Raw genomic sequence first — 19,696 nt, forward strand, 5'->3', positions numbered from 1 at the left:
AGCGTTGGCTGGGTTATTGACGTCATTTTCCTCGCGGGCGTGGGGCTTTTTCGCGGCAGTTCGGCGCCCCGGCAGGCCCCCACAGGAACAACGCCGTCCTTGAGGGCGCCGGCGAACCTGTGGGAGCTTGCCCGCGCAAAGGGCGCTGCGAACTCAAGCCGGCTGCACGGCCTTGAGGATGGTCAGCAACTGCTGGACGTTCTCGGCGGCATCCAGCCCCAGGCTGGTCAGGTAGCCGCCATCGGGCTGGGTGGTCAGTTGCTTGTCGTGCAGGCGCCGGGCCGCGGCGACCAAAGTGGGGGAGGCGTTGCTGTGGACCTTGATGCCTTCCTGGCTGCTGTCCAGGTTGAACAGGGCGAGGACTTCCAGTTCGGCGATCAGTTCGGGGGTGAAGGACATGGATGACTCCTGACTTCCAGACAAGGATGGCGGCACCGTTGCCGGCGCCTGATCCAGGAGTGTAGTCAGGCTTCGTCGTTGTCGCCTTGATCTGCTTCAGGTGGCAGCTCGGGCAAGGCGCGCAGGGCGTTCTCGTACCATTGGCCATTGAACGGCCGGTCCTCGTCGAGCATGGCGTCGATCTCGATGGCCAGCACATGGGCCATGAGGTTGAGGATGTCCTCGCGTTCGTAGCCGACCAGGGTCAGCTTATTGAAGGTGGCCTTGGCCGCTGCTGGCTCGCCGCTTTCGATCTGGTTCTCGATGGCCTGAATCAGGGTCGCTTCGACGAAGGCTTCCTCGTCATTGTTGTCGATGTCGCTGGGTTCGCTCATGGCGCTGCTCCTGTGGTGGAGCACACAGTGTGCCATGCCCGCACTGCGGATGCCCTGTCATCGACAGCTCGCATGATGCTGGCCAGGCCGGGGCGATCGGTCTATAACAGCCGGGCCATCCCCACACGGCCTGGAGGCTGTATCAATGCTCAAGCTTCACGGATTCGCGGTCAGCAACTACTACAACATGGTCAAGCTGGCCCTGATGGAAAAAGGCTTGCCCTTCGAAGAGGTGCCGTTCTTCGCCGGCCAGAGCCCGCAGGCCCTGGCCATCAGCCCACGCGGCAAGGTGCCGGTGCTGGAGACCGAGCAGGGGTTTATCAGCGAGACCTGCGTGATCCTCGACTATATCGAGCAGACCCAGGCCGGCAAGCCACTGCTGCCGGCGGATGCCTTCGCCCAGGCCAAGGTGCGCGAGTTGCTCAAGGAGATCGAGCTGTACATCGAGTTGCCGGCGCGTACCTGCTACCCCGAGGCGTTCTTCGGCATGGCGGTGGAGCCGGTGATCAAGGAACGCGCCCGCAGCGAGCTGCTGGCCGGTTTCGCCACGCTCAAGCGCAACGGCCGCTTCGCCCCCTACGTGGCGGGCGAGCAGTTGACGCTGGCCGACCTGATGTTCTGTTTCTCGGTGGACCTGGCCTGCCTGGTGGGCAAGAAGGTGCTGAACATCGATTTCCTGGCGGACTTCCCGCAGGCAGGGGCATTGCTGGAGAAGCTGGGAGAGAACCCGCACATGGCGCGGATCGTGGCGGACAAGGACGCGGCGATGCCGGCGTTCCTGGAGATGATGCGCAGCAAGCGCTGAGGGGGATGCCGCGAGCGAGGGCGTAGCCCTCGCACTGGGGGAAGCCTTAGCGCGAAGCCAGCAGCGCCTTGCCCCGGGCCACGGCTGCACGCACCTGCGCCGGCGCGGTGCCGCCGATATGGTCACGGGCGTTGACCGAGCCTTCCAGGGTGAGCACGGCGAACACGTCCTGCTCGATCTGGTCGCTGAACTGGCGCAGCTCGTCCAGGCTCATCTCGGCCAGGTCCTTGCCGGTGTCGACGCCGTACTTCACCGCGTGGCCGACGATCTCGTGGCAGTCGCGGAAGGGCAGGCCACGGCGCACCAGGTAGTCCGCCAGGTCGGTGGCGGTGGAGAAGCCGCGCAGGGCCGCCTCGCGCATCACCGCGTGGCGCGGCTTGATCGCCGGGATCATGTCGGCGAAGGCGCGCAGGGAGTCGCGCAGGGTGTCGGCGGCGTCGAACAGCGGTTCCTTGTCTTCCTGGTTGTCCTTGTTGTAGGCCAGCGGCTGGCCTTTCATCAGGGTCAGCAGGCCGGTCAGGGCGCCGAACACGCGGCCGCTCTTGCCGCGAACCAGCTCGGGAACGTCCGGGTTCTTCTTCTGCGGCATGATCGAGCTGCCGGTGCAGAAGCGATCAGGCAGGTCGATGAACTGGAACTGGGCGCTGGTCCACAGCACCAGTTCCTCGGAGAAGCGCGACAGGTGCATCATCGCCACGCTTGCAGCCGCGCAGAATTCGATGGCGAAGTCACGGTCCGACACGCCGTCGAGCGAGTTGCCGGCCACGGCCTCGAAGCCCAGCAGCTTGCAGGTCAGCGCGCGGTCGATCGGGTAGGTGGTACCGGCCAGCGCGGCGCTGCCCAGGGGCATGCGGTTGGTGCGCTTGCGGCAGTCGACCAGGCGCTCGTAGTCGCGGCTGAGCATCTCGAACCAGGCCAGCAGGTGGTGGCCGAAGGTGACCGGCTGGGCGGTCTGCAGGTGGGTGAAGCCGGGCATGATGGTCTCGGCCTCACGCTCGGCCTGCTCCAGCAGGCCCTGCTGCAGGCGGGTGATCTCGGCCAGGATCAGGTCGATCTCGTCGCGCAGCCACAGGCGGATGTCGGTGGCCACCTGGTCGTTGCGGCTGCGGCCGGTGTGCAGCTTCTTGCCGGTGATGCCGATGCGGTCGGTCAGGCGGGCCTCGATGTTCATGTGCACGTCTTCCAGGTCGACGTGCCAGTCGAAGGCGCCGGCCTCGATCTCGCCCTGGATGGTCTTCAGGCCGTCGATGATGGCGTCGCGCTCGGCGTCGGTGAGTACGCCGACCTGCGCCAGCATGGTGGCGTGGGCGATCGAACCCATGATGTCGTGGCGGTACAGGCGCTTGTCGAAATCGACCGAGGCGGTGAAGCGGGCGACGAAGGCGTCGACGGGCTCACTGAAGCGGCCGCCCCAGGACTGATTGGTCTTGTCGGTGCTCATGGATTCACTCGTTGAAGGCGTGAACGAAAAAAGTGGCGTCGATCATAACAGGGTTGAGGCCTGCGCCGCAGGGGCGTCGGTCGAGAGAAACCCCGGCGAGGCGGAGGCGGGCGGGTCCTGGGGATATTCAATGATTGAACGGCAGTGTTCCACGGACCGTCTACAGTTGGACAAAGGGCTGGCGGCGAAACTGCCAGGCCAGTGAATCTTTGGCCATCGCGTCGGTCTAGAGCGTGACCGCGGTGTCGGTCGCCCTACACCTGTCTACGCTATACCGATGCGAGACTCACTCAGGAATCCAGCGCAATTATGAATGTCCTGATCGTTGATGACGAACCCCAAGCCCGCGAACGCCTGAGCCGGCTGCTCGGCGAGCTTGAGGGCTACACCGTGCTGGAGCCCAGCGCCACCAACGGCGAGGAGGCCCTGGCCCTGATCGACAGCCACAAACCCGATGTGGTCCTGCTGGACATCGGCATGCCTGGCCTGGACGGCCTGCAGGTGGCCGCCCGGCTGTGCGAGCGCGAGGCGCCGCCGGCCGTGGTGTTCTGCACCGGCGACGACGAATACGGCAGCCAGGCCTTCAAGGACAGCACCCTCAGCCACGTGACCAAGCCGATCCAACCCCAGGCCCTGCGCGAAGCCCTGCGCAAGGCCGACAAGCCCAATCGCGCCCAGCTCGCGGCCCTGACCCGGCCGGCCAACGAGGGCGGCGGCCCGCGCAGCCACATCAGCGCACGAACGCGCAAGGGCATCGAGCTGATCCCCTTGCCACAGGTCATCTATTTCATCGCCGACCACAAGTACGTGACCCTGCGCCATGAGGCCGGGGAAGTGTTGCTGGACGAGCCATTGAAGGCCTTGGAGGACGAGTTCGGTGAACGTTTCGTGCGCATCCACCGCAACGCGCTGGTGGCCCGGGAGCGCATCGAGCGTCTGCAGCGCACGCCGCTTGGGCATTTCCAGCTGTTCCTCAAAGGCCTGGATGGCGATGCCCTGACCGTCAGCCGGCGTCATGTGGCGGGTGTGCGCAAGATGATGCAGACGCTCTGACACGGGCTTCACGGTATGGCAAGGGCCTAGCCCTTGTTCGTGGCCAGGCGATAGCCGCTCAGTCAATACTTTCAGCTGCCAGCTGGGGCTGCTTCGCGCCCCATCGTCGGCAAGGCAGCCTCGGATGATAAAACACCGCGCCTACAGGGTAGCCTGATGACCTGGATCTGCTGGCAAGGCCGGCGGAGCTGTTATGATCGGCGGTATTTCTCTGGATCGGGGCGTTTCATGTCCACTCGCGAAATCCGTATTGCCACCCGTAAAAGTGCCCTGGCCCTGTGGCAGGCCGAATATGTCAAGGCCCGCCTGGAGCAGGCCCACCCGGGCCTCGTGGTGACCCTGGTGCCCATGGTCAGCCGCGGCGACAAGTTGCTCGATGCGCCCCTGGCGAAGATCGGTGGCAAGGGGTTGTTCGTCAAGGAGCTGGAAACCGCGCTGCTGGACAACGAGGCCGATATCGCCGTGCACTCGATGAAGGACGTGCCCATGGACTTCCCCGAAGGCCTGGGCCTGTACTGCATCTGCGAGCGCGAGGACCCACGCGACGCCTTCGTTTCCAATCGCTTCGCCAGCCTCGACGCGCTGCCGGCCGGCAGTGTCGTCGGCACCTCCAGCCTGCGTCGCCAGGCCCAGTTGCTGGCGCGCCGTCCGGACCTGGAAATCCGCTTCCTGCGTGGCAACGTCAATACCCGCCTGGCCAAGCTCGATGCCGGCGAGTACGACGCCATCATCCTCGCTGCGGCCGGCCTGATCCGCCTCGGCTTCGAGGCACGCATCACCTCGACCATCGGTGTCGATGACAGCCTGCCGGCCGGTGGCCAGGGGGCCGTGGGCATCGAATGCCGCAGTGCCGATCATGAAATCCATGCCCTGCTGGCACCCCTGCATCATGCCGACACCGCCGACCGCGTGGTGGCCGAGCGAGCCCTGAACAAGCGCCTCAACGGCGGTTGCCAGGTGCCGATCGCCTGCTATGCCGTGCTCGAAGGCGAGCAGTTGTGGCTGCGCGGCCTGGTCGGCCAGCCCAGCGGCGGTACCTTGCTGCGCGCCGAGGCACGCGCTCCGCGCAGCGCCGCCGAGGCGTTGGGCGTGCAGGTCGCCGAAGACCTGCTCAGCCAGGGCGCCGAGGCCATTCTCAAGGATGTCTATGGCGAGGCCGGACACCCGTGAGCCCCTGGCGCCTGCTGCTGACCCGGCCCGAGGAAGACTGCCAGGCACTGGCGCAGAGCCTCGCTGCCGCCGGCATTGCCAGCAGTTGCCTGCCATTGCTGGCCATCGAGCCGGTGGTGCTGGACGCCCGGCAAGGCCAGCGCCTGGCCAACCTGCGCGACTACCAGGCGATCATCGTGGTCAGCAAGCCGGCCGCGCGCCTGCTGCTCGAGCAACTGGCCGGGGCGGGCCTGCCGCCGCCTCGCCGGGGCTGGTTCACGGTGGGCGCAGCCACGGCGCGGATTCTCCAGGACCAGGGCCTGCTGGTCGACTTCCCCGCTGACGGCGATGACAGTGAAGCCTTGCTCGCACTGCCGGTCCTGGGCGAGGCTATCGCCGCCGTCGCCACGCCGCGCGTGCTGGTCGTGCGGGGTGTGGGAGGTCGCGAACTGCTGGCCGAGCGTCTTGGGGAGCAAGGTGCTAGTGTCGATTATCTGGAACTGTATCGCCGCCAGTTGCCGGATTACCCGGAGGGGACCCTGGTGCGTCGAATCGAGGCGGAACGCCTCAACGGCCTGGTGGTCAGCAGTGGGCAAGGTCTTGAACACCTGCTGCGCCTGGCGGGTGCCGACTGGCCGCGCCTGGCGCGTGTGCCGTTGTTCGTGCCGAGCCCCCGGGTCGCCGAACAGGCCCGGGCGGCGGGCGCCCAACAGATCGTGGATTGCCGTGGCGCCAGTGCCGCGGCCTTGCTGGCAGCCGTGCAGCGTAGCGCTGCACCTGCCTCCTAAGGCGCTAAGCTCAATGCGACGCGCCCCCATGCAAAGGATGGATACGTGAGCGAAACTGTCTTGTCCAACAACGAACAGCCATCGGCGCCCGAGACGCCGGAAACCCCCGCCGCCAAACCTGCCAAGCGCTCTGGCAATGGCTTGGCATTGCTGGCCCTGCTGCTGGGCGCGGCCGGGATCGCGGTCGGGGGCTGGGGAGCCTGGCAGGTCCGCCAGCTGCAAGGCAGCGAGCAGGGCCAGGGCCAGCACCTGCAGGCCCTGAGTGAACGCACCAGCGCGCTGCAGCAGCGAGAGCAGCAGATCAGCGCGCAACTGGCCAGCCTGCCGGCGGCCAGCGAGCTGGAAGACCGACGCCGCCTGGTGGCGCAGTTGCAGGGCGACCAGCAGCGCCTGAGCCAGCGCCTGGAAACCGTGCTCGGCGAGAGCCGCAAGGAATGGCGACTGGCCGAAGCCGAGCACCTGCTGCGTCTGGCCACCCTGCGCCTGTCGGCCCTGCAGGACATCGCCAGCGCCAAGGCCCTGGTCGAAGGCGCCGACGAGATCCTGCGCGAGCAGAGCGACCCGGGCGCCTTCGCCGCCCGCGAGCAACTGGCCCGCAGCCTGGCGATGCTCGACAGCACCCAGCAGCCTGACCGTACCGGCCTGTTCCTCAAGCTCGCGGCCCAGCGCGAGCTGGTGCAGCAGCTCAGCGCCCAGTCCCCCGAGTTCGACAGCAATGCCGACGCCCTCGGTGCCCTGACCGCCGACGGCGATGGAGCCAGCCGCTGGTCCCAGTGGTGGGCAGAAATCTCCAAGTACTTCCAGATCGAGTTCAACGCCGACGAGAACGTGCGTCCGTTGCTGGCCGGGCAATCGCTCAACCAGTTGCGCCTGGCCCTGAGCCTGACCATCGAGCAGGCGCAGTGGGCGGCGCTCAACGGCGAGGCCAAGGTCTACACCCAGGCCCTGGACGATGCGCGCAGCGTGCTGCTGGCCAACTTCAACGCCGACAACCCGCAGAGCAAGGCCATGCTCGACAGCCTCAACGCGCTGGCCGAGCAGCCGGTCTCGGTGGTCACGCCCGACCTGAGCGAGAGCCTGGCTGCGGTGCAGGCCTACATCCAGCGTCGCCACCTGCCGGCCGAAGCCGAAGGGGGCAAGCCATGAAGCGTGTCTACCTGCTGGCGGTGCTGGCGATCGTGGTGGCCGCGGCGCTGGGGATCGCCGTTGCCAAGCACAGTGGCTACGTGCTGATCGCCTATGGCGGGTTCCGTTACCAGTCGGGGCTGTGGGCGGCATTGGCGGCGCTGGTGGCCATCGTCGGGGCGCTCTGGCTGTTGCGCTACCTGGTCGGCCTGGTGTTGACCTCGAGCGGTGTGGTCAACCCCTGGTCGCGGCGCAACCGTAGCCGGCGTACTCGCATCGCCATCGAGCAAGGCCAATTGGACCTGGCCGAGGGCCGCTGGGCAAGTGCCCAGCGCCACTTGCACCGGGCTGCCGAAGCCGAGCGCCAACCACTGCTCTATTACCTTGGCGCCGCACGTGCGGCCAACGAGCTGGGCCGTACCGAGGACAGCGACAACCTGCTCGAGCGCGCTCTCGAACGCCAGCCACAGGCGGAACTCGCCATCGCCCTGACCCATGCCCAGTTGCAGATGGACCGTGGCGATGCCGAGGGGGCGCTCGACACCCTGCTGGCCATGCAAGAGCGTCACCCGCACAACGCCCAGGTGCTGCGCCTGCTGCAGCGCCTGCACCTGGAGCGGGGCGATTGGCCGGCGCTGATCCGCCTGCTGCCCGATTTGCGCAAGGGCAAGGTACTGCCGGCCAAGGAGCTGGCAGAGCTGGAACAGCGCGCCTGGGGCCAGAACCTGTGCCTGGCGGCGACCCGTGGCGAGGATGCCCAGGCCGCCCGCCAGGGCCTGGAGCGTGCCTGGCAGCAACTTACCGCTGCCCAGCGTCAGGAGCCGCAGTTGGTGCTGGCCTACGCCGAGCAACTGCGCCAGGTCGGTGCCCAGGGCGAGGCCGAGCAGGTGCTGCGCACCGCGCTCAAGCGCCAGTACGAAAGCCACCTGGCTCGCTTGTACGGCCTGGTACGGGGCGATGATCCGGCGCGCCAGCTGCAGGCTGCCGAGGGCTGGCTCAAGGAGCACCCCGAGGATGCGAGCCTGCTGCTGACCCTGGGCCGCCTGAGCCTGCAGAACCGTCTGTGGGGCAAGGCGCGCGACTACCTGGAAAGCAGCCTGCGCCTGGAGCGTAACCCAGAGACCTGCGCCGAGCTGGCCCGCCTGCTCGCCGGCCTGGGCGAAACCGAGCGCAGCAACCAGCTGTTCCAGGAAGGCCTGGGCCTGTTGGACGAGCGCCTGCTGGCCCTGCCATTGCCCGAGGGGATGCGAGCCTGAGTACCCCCAAGCGCCCGCGCCAGTGCGCGGGCGCTTGGGTTTGTGGATTTTCCAGCCGCAAAGGCTGGGTTTGCGCTTTCCTTCTTCGGAAATTTCCTACTGATTGTTGAAAACTTTCCTTGTCAATCAGCGACTTGTCCCCACTGTAGCGCCTTGAAACAAAGCGCGCCTTTCCTCTACCGTTCCAAGCCATATCTTCAACCCGGGACCTACATCGCTCATGCTGCTGGCCCGTTTGCATACGTTCTTTCTTCCTGCCTGGCTCGCCTCGCTGGCGGTGCTGGCTGCCTCTTTCCACCTCGAAAGCGTTCTGGGCCTGGTGCCGTGCCCCTTGTGCTTCAGCCAACGCTTTCTGCTGGGGCTCTACTCGCTGGTCTGTCTGTGCGCGGTCATCCACCACCCCGGCTCGTCGGGCCGGCGCGCCTACTGCGCGCTGGCCTTGGCCTGTTCGCTGGGTGGCGCGCTGCTGGCGGCGCGGCATGTCTGGTTGCAGGGGGGGAGCATGCCGCTGGAAGCCTGCCATGTCCCGTTCCAGCAGGTCCTGGAGCAGTCCTGGGGCCAGGCCTTGAAGATGCTGTTGCTGGGCGGCCCGGACTGCGACTCGCTGACCTGGAGCTTTCTCGACCTGACCCTGCCCGAGTGGAGCCTGCTGGCGTTCCTGCTGTTGTCGGCGCTGCCGTTGTCCTGGCTGCTGAGGTTTTGTTTGCGCCGCCTGGGCAACGCTTGATCCAGGGCAAGCCCGCCACGATCGCTCGACCAGTGGTGAGCCGCAACGAGATTAAACGCTTGTACGAACTTTGTCCGATGCGTACCTTGATGGTCAGCACGCGCGGGAATAATCTCCCTGCACGCATACCGAAAACACAACTGCTCGATGCCGTCCTGCTGATGTCACCTTTGTGCTGTGGTGTTGTGGTGCGAGGTGCAGCGGCATCTACCCAGAAGGGAAGAGATAGCCATGCTCGATAGTTGTCAGAACGCTCAGGAACGCTGGGGTGGGGTTCACAAGCTGATCGACCGCTGGCTGGAGGAGCGCCAGGAACTGGTGCACGCCTTCCGCGCCCTGCGCGACGCCAAGCCGGCCTTTGCCGACAAGGAGCAGAACGGCCGTTTCTGCGAGATCCTGGTCGATTATGTCTCGGCATGGCACTTCGAAGTCTGCGAACAACTGGTCAGCGAGGCCAAGGCCTTCGGCGACGACGGCGCGCTGGAGCTGGCCGAGCAGATCAACCCGCGGATCAACGACATCACCCAGATCGCTTTGGCCTTCAACGACCATTGCGAAAAAGGCCAGTGCAAGGACCCCGAGCGTTTCTCCAAGAAACTCGGCGAGCTGGGCAGCCTGCTGCACGAGCGCTTCGAGCTGGAGGATTGCCTGATCGAGGTGCTGCACAACGCCCACAAGGAAGAAGGGGCGGTCCAGGCCTGACGCCTGGCCTCAGTCGGCCACCGCCAGCAATTCGATCTCGAATACCAGGGGGGTGTAGGGCGCGATCAGGTCGCCCGCACCTTCGGCGCCGTAGGCTTGCGCCGAGGGGATCACCAGCCGCCATTTCGCCCCTGCCTTCATGTGTGGCAACGCCACCTGCCAACCTTCGATCACCGAGCCCAGGCTGAACCACTGGGGTTGCAGGTTCTGGTCGAACACCGAGCCGTCGGGCAATTTCCCCACGTAACGTACCTGCACCTTGCCGCCCGCCTTGGGTTGGGCGCCGTTGCCAGGCACCTGTTCGCTGTAGAGAACGCCACCGGCCAGCTCATGCATGCCGGCGCGGGCGCGTTCGTTGGCCAGAAAACGCTGCTCCGCGACCTGGAGCTGCTCCGCCTGGGCTTGTTCGGCTGCGGCAGCGGCCTGCGCCTCATGCTGCTGGAGAATGGCCTGCATGCGTGGCGCGTCGAGCTTGAGCGGTTGGCCCTGGTAGGCCTGGCGCAGGCCTTGCACCAGGGCATCGAGCTGCAGGCCGGGTACTTCCTCGCGCAGCCGCTCGCCGAGGCTGGCGCCCAGGCTGTAGGCGAGGTCGTGGTCGTTGGCGGGGGCGGTGTCTGGGCCTGCGAAGGCGAAGGGGGCGGCCAGGCACAGCCCGAGAACAAGATAGCGAGGCACGGTTGGCTCCTGCGGCAATGAGCCGGAAGTATGCCAGCCTTGTTGGCGGGAAATGTGTAAATATCAGCAATTGCTTATTGGGCAACTACACTTGCACCGAGCTGCAAGATAACAACTTTGCCCAGGCATGCAACGCGGCGGCACCAATACTGTCAACATGCCCTAGCGGCGTTAGCAGCAGAAGCATAGTATGAGCCGCAATCTCGTCAGCCAGGAGGTAAACCATGTCGGCCAAGAAGAAGCCAGTCAGTACGCCGTTGCACCTGCTCCAGCAACTTTCGGGTAGTCTGCTCGAACATTTGGAAGATGCCTGCTCGCAAGCGCTGGCGGATGCGGAAAAACTGCTGGCCAAGTTGGAAAAACAACGTGGCAAGGCCCAGGAGAAACTGCACAACGCACGCCTGAAGTTGCAGGATGCCGCCAAGGCCGGTAAAGCCAAGGCGCAGAACAAGGCGAAGAAAGCCACCGGCGAACTTGAAGCGTTGCTCGACTCGCTCAAAGAGCGCCAGACCCAGACCCGTACTTATATCCAGCAACTCAAGCGTGATGCCCAGGAAAGCCTGAAACTGGCCCAGGGCGTTGGCAAGGTACGCGAGGCTGCCGGCAAGGCCCTCGACCAGCGTGCCGCGGCCACCAAGGCAGCCGCCAAGCCCGTTGCCAAGGTTGCGGCCAAACCCGCCACCGCGAAACCCGCCGCCAAGCCGACCGCCACCCGCACACCGGCCAAGGCCGCTGCAGCCAAACCAGTTGCCAAGAGCACCGTTAAACCGGCTGCCAAGAGTGCCGCCAAACCGGCTGCCAGCAAGGCGCCGGCTAGGGCTGCTGCCGCGACTGCGGCCAAGGGCACCGCCGCCACCCGCGCACCTGCCAAGGCTGCTGCGACCAAACCGGCGGCCAAGGCCGCCAGCAAGCCTGCTGCCAAGGCGCCGGCCAAGGCCAGCGCTGCGAAACCAGCGGCCAAGCCTGCGGCGAAAGCGTCCAGCGCCAAGCCCGTAGCGGCCAAGCCAGCGGCGAAACCGGCTGCGGCCAGGGCCAATGCTGCGAAACCTGCTGCCAAACCCGCTGCAACCCGTTCCACAGCCGCCAAGCCGGCAGCCAAGCCCGGCGCTACCCGCTCGGCGGTTGCCAAGGCAGCGGCCAAGCCTGCCGCGAGCAAACCTGTCGAAAGCAAGCCGGCCGCACCCGCCACCAGCGCCCCGGCGCCAGTGACCAACTCGGCCGCGCCAGCCAGCGCCTCGCCGGCACCGGCCAGCAACCCGGTTCAGTCGCCGTCCACGGCGTCCTGAAGCGCCTCGGCCGCGACGCGCAAGCGATGCAGCGCGTCGTGGCCGCGGGCCTGGTCCGGCGCCAGCCAGGCCAGCCAATCGTCCGTGGGCCCGTCTGGGCCTGCGGGCCATGCCCTTGCCTGCTCCTGCAGGCGCGCCAGCAAGGTGCGCTCCGCCTCCAGTTCCAGTCCCTTGACCTGCTCACGCAGCACCGCCAGGTGCGCATCGTCCTGGGCATCGGCACGCCATTGCTGGCGTAGGACGCGCAGCGGGGCGACCACTTGCCGCTGCCAGGGTTCGGCAAGGCTCCGGAGTGCGTGTACGCGCTCGGCATCGGGTTGGACGTTACCGGCCTGCAGCCAGGTACCGCACAGCAGCAGGCAGACATCGCCGCCCAGCGCCTGCAGCTCCAGGCAGGCGGCTTCGACGCCGGGTTGCCCATAAAGCGCCAAGGCATGGCGCCACAAATCGGTATGCATGTTCGCCTCGCGCCGACGATCAAGTGGCCTGTGTGGTTGCAGGGGAAGCTGATAGACTCCGCGACCATCATGATCAGACTATCGAACCTCACTTTACAGCGTGGTCCGCAGCGCTTGCTAGAAGGCGCCGAGATGACCCTGCACCCCGGTCACAAGGCCGGCCTGATCGGCGCCAACGGTGCCGGTAAATCCAGCCTGTTCGCCCTGCTGCGCGGCGAGCTCTCGCCCGATGCCGGCGACTGCCAGCTCCCCAGCGATTGGCGCATCGCCCACATGCGTCAGGAGGTCGACACCCTCGATCGCCTGGCGGTGGACTATGTGCTCGACGGCGACGTGCGCCTGCGCCAGGTCCAGGCCGAGCTGGCAGCCGCCGAGTCGGCCCACGACGGCACCGCCCTGGCGCGCCTGCACAGCGAGCTGGAGAGCGCCGACGGCTATACCGCCGACGCCCGTGCGCGCAAGCTGCTGGCCGGCCTGGGGTTCACCGCCGAGCAGATGAACCGCCGTGTCGGCGATTTCTCCGGTGGCTGGCGCATGCGCCTGAACCTGGCGCAGGCGCTGATGTGCCCATCTGACCTGCTGCTGCTCGACGAGCCGACCAACCACCTGGACCTGGATGCCATCCTCTGGCTGGAAGACTGGCTCAAGGGCTACCCAGGCACACTGTTGCTGATCTCCCACGACCGCGACTTCCTCGATGCTGTGGTCGACCATGTGCTGCACGTCGAGCAACGCAAGCTCAACCTCTACCGCGGCGGCTACACCGCTTTCGAGCGCACCCGTGCCGAGCGCCTGGCGCAGCAGCAACAGGCCTACGAGAAGCAGCAGGCCCGCCGTGCGCACATGGAGAAATACATCGCCCGCTTCCGCGCCCAGGCCACCAAGGCCCGTCAGGCACAGAGCCGGATCAAGGCGCTGGAACGCATGGAGGAGCTGTCGGCGGCCCATGTGGATTCGCCGTTCGACTTCGTCTTCCGCGAGTCGCAGAAAATCTCCAATCCGTTGCTCGACCTGTCCGAGGGCCGCCTCGGTTATGGCGACAAGGTGATCCTGGAGAAGGTCAAGCTGCAGCTGGCGCCGGGTGCACGCATCGGCCTGCTCGGCCCCAACGGCGCCGGCAAGTCGACCCTGATCAAGAACCTCGCCGGTGAGCTGGAGCCGCTGGGCGGGCGTCTGGTACGTGGCGAGAACCTGGCCGTGGGCTACTTCGCCCAGCACCAGCTCGACGCCCTCGACGACAAGGCCAGCCCGCTGCTGCACCTGCAGCGCATCGCCCCGACCGAGCGCGAGCAGACCCTGCGCGACTTCCTCGGTGGCTTCGACTTCCATGGCGACCGGGTCGACGAGCCGGTGGTCAATTTCTCCGGTGGCGAGAAGGCGCGCCTGGCCCTGGCGCTGATCGCCTGGGAGCGGCCGAACCTGCTGCTGCTCGACGAACCGACCAACCACCTGGATCTGGAGATGCGCCTGGCCCTGACCATGGCCTTGCAGGAGTTCAGTGGAGCGGTGGTGGTAGTGTCCCACGACCGTCACCTGCTCAAGAGCACCACCAACGACTTCCTGCTGGTGGCCGACGGCAAGGTCCAGGCCTTCGATGGCGACCTGGACGACTACAGCCGCTGGCTGATCGATTACCGTCAGCGCAGTGCGCCCGCCAGCAATGCCCCGGCCAACCCGGACAAGACCGACAAGAAAGCCCAGCGCCAGGCTGCTGCAGCCCTGCGCCAGCAACTGGCGCCGCACAAGCGTGCCGCCGAGAAGCTGGAGGCCGAACTGGGCCAGGTTCACGCCCAACTGGCCGGGATCGAGGCCGCCCTGGGCGACGCGGGCCTCTACGAGGCTGCGCGCAAGGACGAGTTGCGCGACCTGCTGGCGCGCCAGAGCACGCTCAAGCAGCGTGAGGGCGAGCTGGAGGAGGCCTGGATGGAGGCGTTGGAGACGCTCGAAAGCATGCAGGCCGAGCTGGAGGCGCTGTCCTGATGGAGGCGCTGCGCACGCTACTGCCGGGCCAATGGATGGAGCCGTTCTGGCTGGGGCTGCAGATCCTGCTGATCCTGGTGGCTGCGTTCGTCCTGCAACGCATCGTCGCCCGCGGCCTGAGCCGCCTGGGCGATCGCTACCCGTTGCCACCGGAGCTGCTGGTGCCGGTGCGCGGCAGCCTGCGCTGGTTGATCATGGGCAGCGCACTGTTGTTCGTGTTGGAGCGCCTGGGTGTCTCGGCCACGGTGCTGTGGACCGCCCTGTCGGGCTTCGTCGCGGTGGCGGCGGTGGCCTTCTTCGCCATCTGGAGCGTATTGTCCAACCTGCTCTGCGCGGTGTTGATCTTCACCGTGGGGCCGTTTCGCATCGGCGATGTGGTCGAGCTGGTCGACACCCTCGACAAGCCCGGTGTGAAGGGGCGGGTGATCGCCATCAACCTGCTCTATACCACCTTGCTGGAAGTGCCGGAGGCGGGTGGGGCGCTGGTGCAGGTGCCCAACAGCCAGTTCTTCCAGAAGGCCGTGCGGCGTTGGCGCGGTACCGAAGTGCCGGTGCTGGCCCAGGATACGACAGGCGAGGCCGATTGAGCGGCAGCTGAAAAATCGCTGGTGAAAATTTCACCAACACCGTAGCTTAACGTTTTGCAACATGTTCGAACGAGGTGTGCGATGTCGATGGAAACCTGGTTGGCCTTCTTTGCCGCGTGCTGGGTGATCAGCCTGTCGCCGGGTGCCGGGGCCATCGCCTCGATGTCCAGTGGGCTGCAGTACGGTTTCTGGCGTGGTTACTGGAACGCCCTGGGCCTGCAACTGGGCCTGATCGTGCAGATCGCCATCATCGCCGCCGGTGTCGGCGCGATCCTCGCCGCCTCGGCCACCGCGTTCCAGATCATCAAATGGTTCGGTGTCGCCTACCTGGTGTACCTGGCGTACCGGCAATGGCGCGCGTTGCCCATGGACATGGACGATTCGTCGGGCGTGCGCCCGATCGGCAAGCCGTTGAGCCTGGTGTTCCGCGGTTTCCTGGTCAATGTCAGCAATCCCAAGGCGCTGGTGTTCATGCTCGCGGTGCTGCCGCAGTTCATCAATCCGCATGCCCCGCTGCTGCCCCAGTACCTGGCGATCACCCTCACCATGATCAGCGTCGACATGCTGGTGATGGCCGGCTACACCGGGCTGGCGGCCCGGGTGCTGCGGATGCTGCGCACGCCCAGGCAGCAGAAGCGTTTGAACCGGACCTTTGCCGGACTGTTCATCGGCGCGGCGACCTTCCTGGCCACCCTGCGTCGCGCGCCGGTCTAGGCCAGCAGTTGAGTGGCCCCGCTAGCGCTGCTTGTCGATCAATCCCTTGAGCAGGTCCACCGGTAACGGAAAGACGATGGTCGAGCTCTTGTCTCCGGCGATCGAGCCCAGGGTCTGCATGTAGCGCAGTTGCATGGCCCCCGGCTCCTTGCCGAGCATCTGTGCGGCCTGCATAAGTTTCTCCGACGCCTGCAACTCACCCTCGGCGTGGATCACCTTGGCCCGCCGCTCGCGTTCGGCCTCGGCCTGGCGGGCGATGGCGCGGACCATCGACTCGTTGAGGTCGACATGCTTGATCTCGACGTTGGCCACCTTGATGCCCCAGGCATCGGTCTGGGCGTCCAGCACCTGGCGAACGTCCGAGTTGAGCTGCTCGCGCTCGGCCAGCAGCTCGTCCAGCTCATGCTTGCCGAGCACGGCGCGCAGGGTGGTCTGGGCCAGCTGGCTGGTGGCGGTGAGGAAATCCTCGACCTGGATGATCGCCTTCTGCGGGTCGAGCACGCGAAAGTACACCACGGCGTTGACCTTGACCGAGACGTTGTCACGGGTGATCACGTCCTGGGGCGGTACGTCGAGCACCACGGTGCGCAAGTCGACCCGGACCATCTGCTGGATCCCCGGGATCAGGATGATCAACCCTGGCCCCTTGACCTGCCAGAAGCGCCCCAGCTGGAATACTACGCCACGCTCGTACTCGCGCAGGATGCGCAGTGCCGACACCAACAGCACGCCAAGCAATGCCAGCAAGGCGCCGAAACCGAACTGAACGAACATCTTCACTCTCCTTGCGCCGCGGGCGCGGTGGCACTGACCTCCAACATCACGCCATGGCGGGCGATTACCCGCACATGCTGCCCAGGCTGCAATGGGGTCGCGCATTGAACTTGCCATTGTTCGCCCTGGGCCTGCACCGAGCCGCAGAACGGGTTGTCCGCCATCACTTGGGTCACCGTGACCAGGCTGCCGACCAGGCCGGCATCGCCGCTGACCAGGGCCCGCTGTCGCGCCTTGAGGGCCATGCCCAGCACACCGCCCAGGAGCACCGCCGAGAGCACTGCCAGGCTGACGATCAAGCCCAGAGGGATACCGAAGCCGGGCGCTTCGGTATCCATCAGGATCACCGCGCCGACCACGAAGGCGACGATGCCACCGAAGCCGACCACGCCGAAGCTGGGCAGGAACGCTTCGGCGATCATGAACGCCAAGCCGAGCAGGATCAGCGCCACGCCGGCATAGCTGACCGGTAGCAACTGCAGGGCGTACAAGGCCAGCAACAGGCAGATACCGCCGACCACGCCGCCAACCCCGGAGCCGGGGTTCATGAACTCGAACAGCAGGCCATAGACGCCGATCATGATCAGGATCAGTGCCACGCTAGGGTTGGTGATCACCGCCAGCAGGCGGGTGCGCCAGTCTGGCGGATGCTCGAGCACCAGGGCGCCGGCGGTCTGCAACTGACGGGGTTGGCCGGCGACCTCCAGGGTCTTGCCGTCCAGCTGGCGTAGCAGGTCGGGCAGGTCGTTGGCCACCAAGTCGACGACCTTGAGGCGCAGGGCCTCGTTGGCCGGCAGGCTGACCGCCTCGCGCACGGCCTTCTCGGCCCAGTCGGCGTTGCGTCCGCGCAACTGCGCCAGGCCGCGGATGTAGGCGGCGGCATCGTTGACCTGCTTGCGTGTGAGGGCGTCCTGGCCCTCGGGGGCGGAGGCCTTCTCGTCCTTGTCCTTGGAGGCGGGCGAGGAGGGTGGGCCGGGGGCGCCGACCTGCACCGGCGTGGCCGCGCCCAGGTTGGTCCCCGGCGCCATGGCTGCCACGTGACTGGCATACAGGATATAGGTCCCGGCGCTGGCGGCCCGGGCGCCGCTGGGGGCGACGAAGCTGGCCACCGGTACGGGGCTGGCGATGATCGCCTTGATGATCTGGCGCATGGAGCTGTCCAGCCCACCGGGGGTGTCCAGGCGGATCACCACCAACTGCGCGCCTTGCTCCTGTGCCTGCTCCAGACCGCGTACCAGGTAGTCCGCACTGGCCGGGCCGATGGCATCGTCGATGCCCAGCACCCACACGCTACCGCCTGGTGCGGCCTGGCCTCCCGGGGCCGCGCCGAGCATCAGTAACAGCAGCAGGCAGTACCAGCAGCGAGCGATCACCTGTCGTCACCTCGTCGGACCTGTCCCCGAAGTTTAGTCGTGCTCGCCGGACCAGGGCCTAAACTTCAGGTTGGGGGCTAAACCGGAGGTGCATCATGCGTATGGCCAAGACCCTGCAGCAGCGCCTGGACCAGGCCAACTGCGACTACGACATCATTTCCCATCCACACTCGGCCACGAGCCTGGAGTCGGCACGCACTGCCGGCGTACCCGCCGAACGGGTCGCCAAGTCGGTGATGCTCGACGACCGTCATGGCAACTACCTCATGGCCGTGCTGCCGGCCAACCGGCACCTGGACATGAGCAAGGTGCGCATGACCGGCGCCTGGCAACTGACCCGCGAGAGTGGCCTGCCGACGCTGTTCGGCGACTGCGAGCGCGGCGCCATCCCGGCGCTCGGCGATGCCTATGACGTGAAGATGTTGCTCGACCCGAGCCTTACCCGCCAGGGCGATGTCTACCTGGAGGCAGGTGATCACGATCACTTGATCCACATGAGCATGGAGCAATACCTGAAGCTGGTTCCGCACGCCGAAGTGCGCGAACTGTGCTGATGACGTTCAAGCCAATGCCGGGCCGGCGTCGTGGACGACCCGCCCGGCCCGAGGAGGAATCATGGAAGCACCGATCCATCCATTTTCCGAGCTGTTCAAGCAATTGGGCCTGGCGGACGATGCCGAGAGCATCGACAAGTTCATCACCACGCACTCGCCGTTGAAGAACGAGATCAAGCTGGTGGATGCGCCGTTCTGGAGCGACGCCCAGCGTGCCTTTCTCAAGGAGAGCGTGATAGACGATGCCGATTGGGCGGTGCCCTTCGATCAACTCAACGAAGCGTTGCGCCGCCCCCGCAAATAAAGCGCCGAGCGGCACCTGTTGAGTGATTTGGCCGTTGCTATGCTCAGGAAAAACAAAAAGGGGATAGCGCGATGAAAGATCCCTACGCACCAGGATTCTGGTGCACCGTGACGATCCTGGGCACCCTGACGGCGGGTTACTTCTACGGTATCCGGCACGTCCACCACATGGACCAGGCCGTGCAGTTCCTGTATGCCGCCGCCGCGGTCACCGCGGCGGTGGCGCTCTGCGCCCTGGCCTGGATCGCCTGGCAGCAACTGCACCTGAACAAGCGCGAAGTGAGCCAGGGGCGAACGTTGCTGAGCATCTGGAACACCAAGGTGGCCCTGCGCCGGGTCGAGACCGTATTCGATCGTTATTTCTGGGGCAGCTACTGGCATTCGGGGAGGACCTTCGAGGAGGTCATGGGCGAGCTCAAGGGCACGCCGCTGGAGCAGAGCCTGGATGCCCTCAAGCGTCAGTGTCGGGAGCTGGACCGGGAGGTCCACGATCCTCATCACCGCTGGCTGGCCAATGCCCGTGACCTTTCCAGCGTGGCCACGGCCATGGCCCGCGAGCGCTATCAGCTCGACCTGTGCGACCCACGGGGCAGCGATGGGGGCAATACCGCAGTGCTCAACCGCGACCTGGAAGTGCTGGTGTACACCTGGTCGGCGCGCCTGCGCAGCTTCGACCATCAGCTGGACGAACTGGAGCGCGCCTACCACTGATCACTCGCCGCGGATGTACTGCTCCAGCTGCAGGATGAGGTTGGCCTGTTCGGCGATGGTTTCCTTGACCAGGTCGCCGATCGACAGCAGGCCGAGCAGTTCGCCGTTGCTCACCACCGGCAGGTGGCGCAGGTGGCGGTTGGTCATCAGGTTCATGCAGTACTCCAGGTTCTGCTTGGGTTCGACCGTGACCACCGGCGCGCTCATGATCTCGCGCACGGGCGTCGCCGCCGACGAGCGGCCCTTGAGCACCAGTTTGCGGGCGTAGTCGCGTTCGCTGACGATACCCATCACCTGGCCGTTCTCCACCACCGGCAGTGCACCGACGTTCTTTTCCGCCAGCAACTTCAGGGCGTCGAGCACCGAGTCGTCAGGCCCTATGGTGTAGACGGTCTGATGCTGAGACTTGGTCTTGAGGATTTCTTCGACGTTCTTCATACGGGCCTCTGCGGGTGGAAAAGC

23 protein-coding genes are annotated in these 19,696 nt (G+C 66.2%); 15 read left to right on the forward strand and 8 right to left on the reverse strand.

Going from position 1 to position 19,696, the window contains the following annotated elements:
- Positions 1-153 precede the first annotated feature (153 nt).
- Both ABFA30_RS05265 and ABFA30_RS05270 read right to left on the reverse strand, forming a co-directional pair.
- Positions 154-399, reverse strand: a complete 246-nt coding sequence (locus ABFA30_RS05265) for a TIGR02647 family protein (protein WP_225786714.1) — start codon at positions 397-399, stop codon at positions 154-156.
- A gap of 65 nt (positions 400-464) precedes the next feature.
- On the reverse strand, positions 465-773 hold the full coding sequence (locus ABFA30_RS05270; protein ID WP_225786713.1) for a hypothetical protein: 309 nt from the start codon (positions 771-773) through the stop codon (positions 465-467).
- A 145-nt stretch (positions 774-918) separates the two neighbouring features.
- On the opposite strand from ABFA30_RS05270, the gene ABFA30_RS05275 reads away from it, so the two are divergent.
- Positions 919-1,578: a glutathione S-transferase gene (locus ABFA30_RS05275; RefSeq protein ID WP_225786712.1), complete on the forward strand. Its 660-nt coding sequence runs from the start codon at positions 919-921 to the stop codon at positions 1,576-1,578.
- A 46-nt stretch (positions 1,579-1,624) separates the two neighbouring features.
- Here ABFA30_RS05275 and argH read toward each other — a convergent pair whose 3' ends face one another.
- Positions 1,625-3,019 (reverse strand): argininosuccinate lyase, encoded by a 1,395-nt coding sequence (argH, locus tag ABFA30_RS05280; RefSeq protein WP_253090669.1) that lies wholly within the window; start codon positions 3,017-3,019, stop codon positions 1,625-1,627.
- 309 nt (positions 3,020-3,328) lie between these two features.
- Between argH and ABFA30_RS05285 the strand changes: the two genes are divergently transcribed.
- The 7 genes from ABFA30_RS05285 to rsd all read left to right on the forward strand — a co-directional run bounded on the left by ABFA30_RS05285 (position 3,329) and on the right by rsd (position 9,819).
- Positions 3,329-4,072: a LytR/AlgR family response regulator transcription factor gene (locus tag ABFA30_RS05285; protein ID WP_225786710.1), complete on the forward strand. Its 744-nt coding sequence runs from the start codon at positions 3,329-3,331 to the stop codon at positions 4,070-4,072.
- A gap of 228 nt (positions 4,073-4,300) precedes the next feature.
- A complete protein-coding gene (gene hemC, locus ABFA30_RS05290) occupies positions 4,301-5,242 on the forward strand; it encodes a hydroxymethylbilane synthase (RefSeq protein WP_225786709.1) in 942 nt (313 codons plus the stop codon).
- On the forward strand, positions 5,239-6,009 hold the full coding sequence (locus tag ABFA30_RS05295; RefSeq protein WP_225786708.1) for a uroporphyrinogen-III synthase: 771 nt from the start codon (positions 5,239-5,241) through the stop codon (positions 6,007-6,009). Before hemC ends, ABFA30_RS05295 begins: the two co-directional genes overlap by 4 nt.
- A 45-nt stretch (positions 6,010-6,054) precedes the next feature.
- A complete protein-coding gene (locus tag ABFA30_RS05300; protein WP_225786707.1) occupies positions 6,055-7,155 on the forward strand; it encodes a uroporphyrinogen-III C-methyltransferase in 1,101 nt (366 codons plus the stop codon).
- Entirely contained in the window at positions 7,152-8,390 is a 1,239-nt protein-coding gene (locus ABFA30_RS05305) for a heme biosynthesis protein HemY (protein ID WP_225786706.1), read from the forward strand. The genes ABFA30_RS05300 and ABFA30_RS05305 overlap by 4 nt, the downstream gene beginning before the upstream one ends.
- A gap of 220 nt (positions 8,391-8,610) precedes the next feature.
- Positions 8,611-9,117, forward strand: a complete 507-nt coding sequence (locus ABFA30_RS05310) for a disulfide bond formation protein B (protein WP_225786705.1) — start codon at positions 8,611-8,613, stop codon at positions 9,115-9,117.
- 231 nt (positions 9,118-9,348) lie between these two features.
- On the forward strand, positions 9,349-9,819 hold the full coding sequence (gene rsd, locus ABFA30_RS05315) for a sigma D regulator (protein WP_225786704.1): 471 nt from the start codon (positions 9,349-9,351) through the stop codon (positions 9,817-9,819).
- 9 nt (positions 9,820-9,828) lie between these two features.
- Here rsd and ABFA30_RS05320 read toward each other — a convergent pair whose 3' ends face one another.
- A complete protein-coding gene (locus tag ABFA30_RS05320) occupies positions 9,829-10,494 on the reverse strand; it encodes an FKBP-type peptidyl-prolyl cis-trans isomerase (RefSeq protein ID WP_225786703.1) in 666 nt (221 codons plus the stop codon).
- A 224-nt stretch (positions 10,495-10,718) separates the two neighbouring features.
- Here ABFA30_RS05320 and ABFA30_RS05325 point away from each other — a divergent pair, with 224 nt between their 5' ends.
- The gene (locus ABFA30_RS05325; protein WP_225786702.1) at positions 10,719-11,780 is read left to right on the forward strand and encodes an AlgP family protein; all 1,062 of its coding nucleotides are present in this window, start codon (positions 10,719-10,721) and stop codon (positions 11,778-11,780) included.
- Here the strand turns inward: ABFA30_RS05325 and ABFA30_RS05330 are convergent.
- Entirely contained in the window at positions 11,756-12,238 is a 483-nt protein-coding gene (locus ABFA30_RS05330; RefSeq protein WP_225786701.1) for a TIGR02444 family protein, read from the reverse strand. The genes ABFA30_RS05325 and ABFA30_RS05330 overlap by 25 nt on opposite strands.
- A 69-nt stretch (positions 12,239-12,307) precedes the next feature.
- Here ABFA30_RS05330 and ABFA30_RS05335 point away from each other — a divergent pair, with 69 nt between their 5' ends.
- The 3 genes from ABFA30_RS05335 to ABFA30_RS05345 all read left to right on the forward strand — a co-directional run bounded on the left by ABFA30_RS05335 (position 12,308) and on the right by ABFA30_RS05345 (position 15,519).
- Positions 12,308-14,218 carry an ATP-binding cassette domain-containing protein gene (locus ABFA30_RS05335; RefSeq protein WP_225786700.1) on the forward strand — a complete coding sequence of 637 codons (1,911 nt, stop codon included), beginning with the start codon at positions 12,308-12,310 and terminating at the stop codon, positions 14,216-14,218.
- Entirely contained in the window at positions 14,218-14,805 is a 588-nt protein-coding gene (locus ABFA30_RS05340; RefSeq protein WP_225786699.1) for a mechanosensitive ion channel family protein, read from the forward strand. Before ABFA30_RS05335 ends, ABFA30_RS05340 begins: the two co-directional genes overlap by 1 nt.
- 81 nt (positions 14,806-14,886) lie before the next feature.
- Positions 14,887-15,519, forward strand: a complete 633-nt coding sequence (locus ABFA30_RS05345) for a LysE family transporter (protein ID WP_225786698.1) — start codon at positions 14,887-14,889, stop codon at positions 15,517-15,519.
- 21 nt (positions 15,520-15,540) lie between these two features.
- Here ABFA30_RS05345 and ABFA30_RS05350 read toward each other — a convergent pair whose 3' ends face one another.
- Positions 15,541-16,293, reverse strand: coding sequence for a slipin family protein (locus ABFA30_RS05350; protein WP_225786697.1), 753 nt, complete (start codon positions 16,291-16,293; stop codon positions 15,541-15,543).
- Between the two features lie 2 nt (positions 16,294-16,295).
- Positions 16,296-17,666 carry an NfeD family protein gene (locus ABFA30_RS05355; RefSeq protein ID WP_225786696.1) on the reverse strand — a complete coding sequence of 457 codons (1,371 nt, stop codon included), beginning with the start codon at positions 17,664-17,666 and terminating at the stop codon, positions 16,296-16,298.
- 95 nt (positions 17,667-17,761) lie between these two features.
- Here ABFA30_RS05355 and ABFA30_RS05360 point away from each other — a divergent pair, with 95 nt between their 5' ends.
- The 3 genes from ABFA30_RS05360 (at position 17,762) to ABFA30_RS05370 (ending at position 19,234) form a co-directional block, all read left to right on the forward strand.
- The gene (locus ABFA30_RS05360; protein WP_225786695.1) at positions 17,762-18,220 is read left to right on the forward strand and encodes an aminoacyl-tRNA deacylase; all 459 of its coding nucleotides are present in this window, start codon (positions 17,762-17,764) and stop codon (positions 18,218-18,220) included.
- A 61-nt stretch (positions 18,221-18,281) separates the two neighbouring features.
- Positions 18,282-18,524 (forward strand): DUF2789 domain-containing protein, encoded by a 243-nt coding sequence (locus ABFA30_RS05365; protein WP_225786694.1) that lies wholly within the window; start codon positions 18,282-18,284, stop codon positions 18,522-18,524.
- Positions 18,525-18,595: 71 nt separating this feature from the next.
- Positions 18,596-19,234 (forward strand): NADH:ubiquinone oxidoreductase subunit N, encoded by a 639-nt coding sequence (locus tag ABFA30_RS05370; protein ID WP_225786693.1) that lies wholly within the window; start codon positions 18,596-18,598, stop codon positions 19,232-19,234.
- On the opposite strand, the gene ABFA30_RS05375 is transcribed toward ABFA30_RS05370, so the two are convergent.
- Complete coding sequence (locus ABFA30_RS05375; protein ID WP_225786692.1) at positions 19,235-19,672, reverse strand: CBS domain-containing protein; 438 nt, start codon at positions 19,670-19,672, stop codon at positions 19,235-19,237.
- Positions 19,673-19,696 lie beyond the last annotated feature (24 nt).

It is taken from the genome of Pseudomonas sp. HLMP (genome assembly GCF_046365545.1).
Taxonomy (GTDB): domain Bacteria; phylum Pseudomonadota; class Gammaproteobacteria; order Pseudomonadales; family Pseudomonadaceae; genus Aquipseudomonas; species Aquipseudomonas guariconensis_B.

Bases quoted from the DNA above. Each gene is read 5' to 3' on its own strand.
- ABFA30_RS05265 (WP_225786714.1), bottom strand. From the start codon at position 399: ATGTCCTTCACCCCCGAACTGATCGCCGAACTGGAAGTCCTCGCCCTG.
- ABFA30_RS05270 (WP_225786713.1), bottom strand. From the start codon at position 773: ATGAGCGAACCCAGCGACATCGACAACAATGACGAGGAAGCCTTCGTC.
- ABFA30_RS05275 (WP_225786712.1), top strand. From the start codon at position 919: ATGCTCAAGCTTCACGGATTCGCGGTCAGCAACTACTACAACATGGTC.
- argH (WP_253090669.1), bottom strand. From the start codon at position 3,019: ATGAGCACCGACAAGACCAATCAGTCCTGGGGCGGCCGCTTCAGTGAG.
- ABFA30_RS05285 (WP_225786710.1), top strand. From the start codon at position 3,329: ATGAATGTCCTGATCGTTGATGACGAACCCCAAGCCCGCGAACGCCTG.
- hemC (WP_225786709.1), top strand. From the start codon at position 4,301: ATGTCCACTCGCGAAATCCGTATTGCCACCCGTAAAAGTGCCCTGGCC.
- ABFA30_RS05305 (WP_225786706.1), top strand. From the start codon at position 7,152: ATGAAGCGTGTCTACCTGCTGGCGGTGCTGGCGATCGTGGTGGCCGCG.
- ABFA30_RS05310 (WP_225786705.1), top strand. From the start codon at position 8,611: ATGCTGCTGGCCCGTTTGCATACGTTCTTTCTTCCTGCCTGGCTCGCC.
- rsd (WP_225786704.1), top strand. From the start codon at position 9,349: ATGCTCGATAGTTGTCAGAACGCTCAGGAACGCTGGGGTGGGGTTCAC.
- ABFA30_RS05325 (WP_225786702.1), top strand. From the start codon at position 10,719: ATGTCGGCCAAGAAGAAGCCAGTCAGTACGCCGTTGCACCTGCTCCAG.
- ABFA30_RS05330 (WP_225786701.1), bottom strand. From the start codon at position 12,238: ATGCATACCGATTTGTGGCGCCATGCCTTGGCGCTTTATGGGCAACCC.
- ABFA30_RS05335 (WP_225786700.1), top strand. From the start codon at position 12,308: ATGATCAGACTATCGAACCTCACTTTACAGCGTGGTCCGCAGCGCTTG.
- ABFA30_RS05340 (WP_225786699.1), top strand. From the start codon at position 14,218: ATGGAGGCGCTGCGCACGCTACTGCCGGGCCAATGGATGGAGCCGTTC.
- ABFA30_RS05345 (WP_225786698.1), top strand. From the start codon at position 14,887: ATGTCGATGGAAACCTGGTTGGCCTTCTTTGCCGCGTGCTGGGTGATC.
- ABFA30_RS05350 (WP_225786697.1), bottom strand. From the start codon at position 16,293: ATGTTCGTTCAGTTCGGTTTCGGCGCCTTGCTGGCATTGCTTGGCGTG.
- ABFA30_RS05360 (WP_225786695.1), top strand. From the start codon at position 17,762: ATGCGTATGGCCAAGACCCTGCAGCAGCGCCTGGACCAGGCCAACTGC.
- ABFA30_RS05365 (WP_225786694.1), top strand. From the start codon at position 18,282: ATGGAAGCACCGATCCATCCATTTTCCGAGCTGTTCAAGCAATTGGGC.
- ABFA30_RS05370 (WP_225786693.1), top strand. From the start codon at position 18,596: ATGAAAGATCCCTACGCACCAGGATTCTGGTGCACCGTGACGATCCTG.
- ABFA30_RS05375 (WP_225786692.1), bottom strand. From the start codon at position 19,672: ATGAAGAACGTCGAAGAAATCCTCAAGACCAAGTCTCAGCATCAGACC.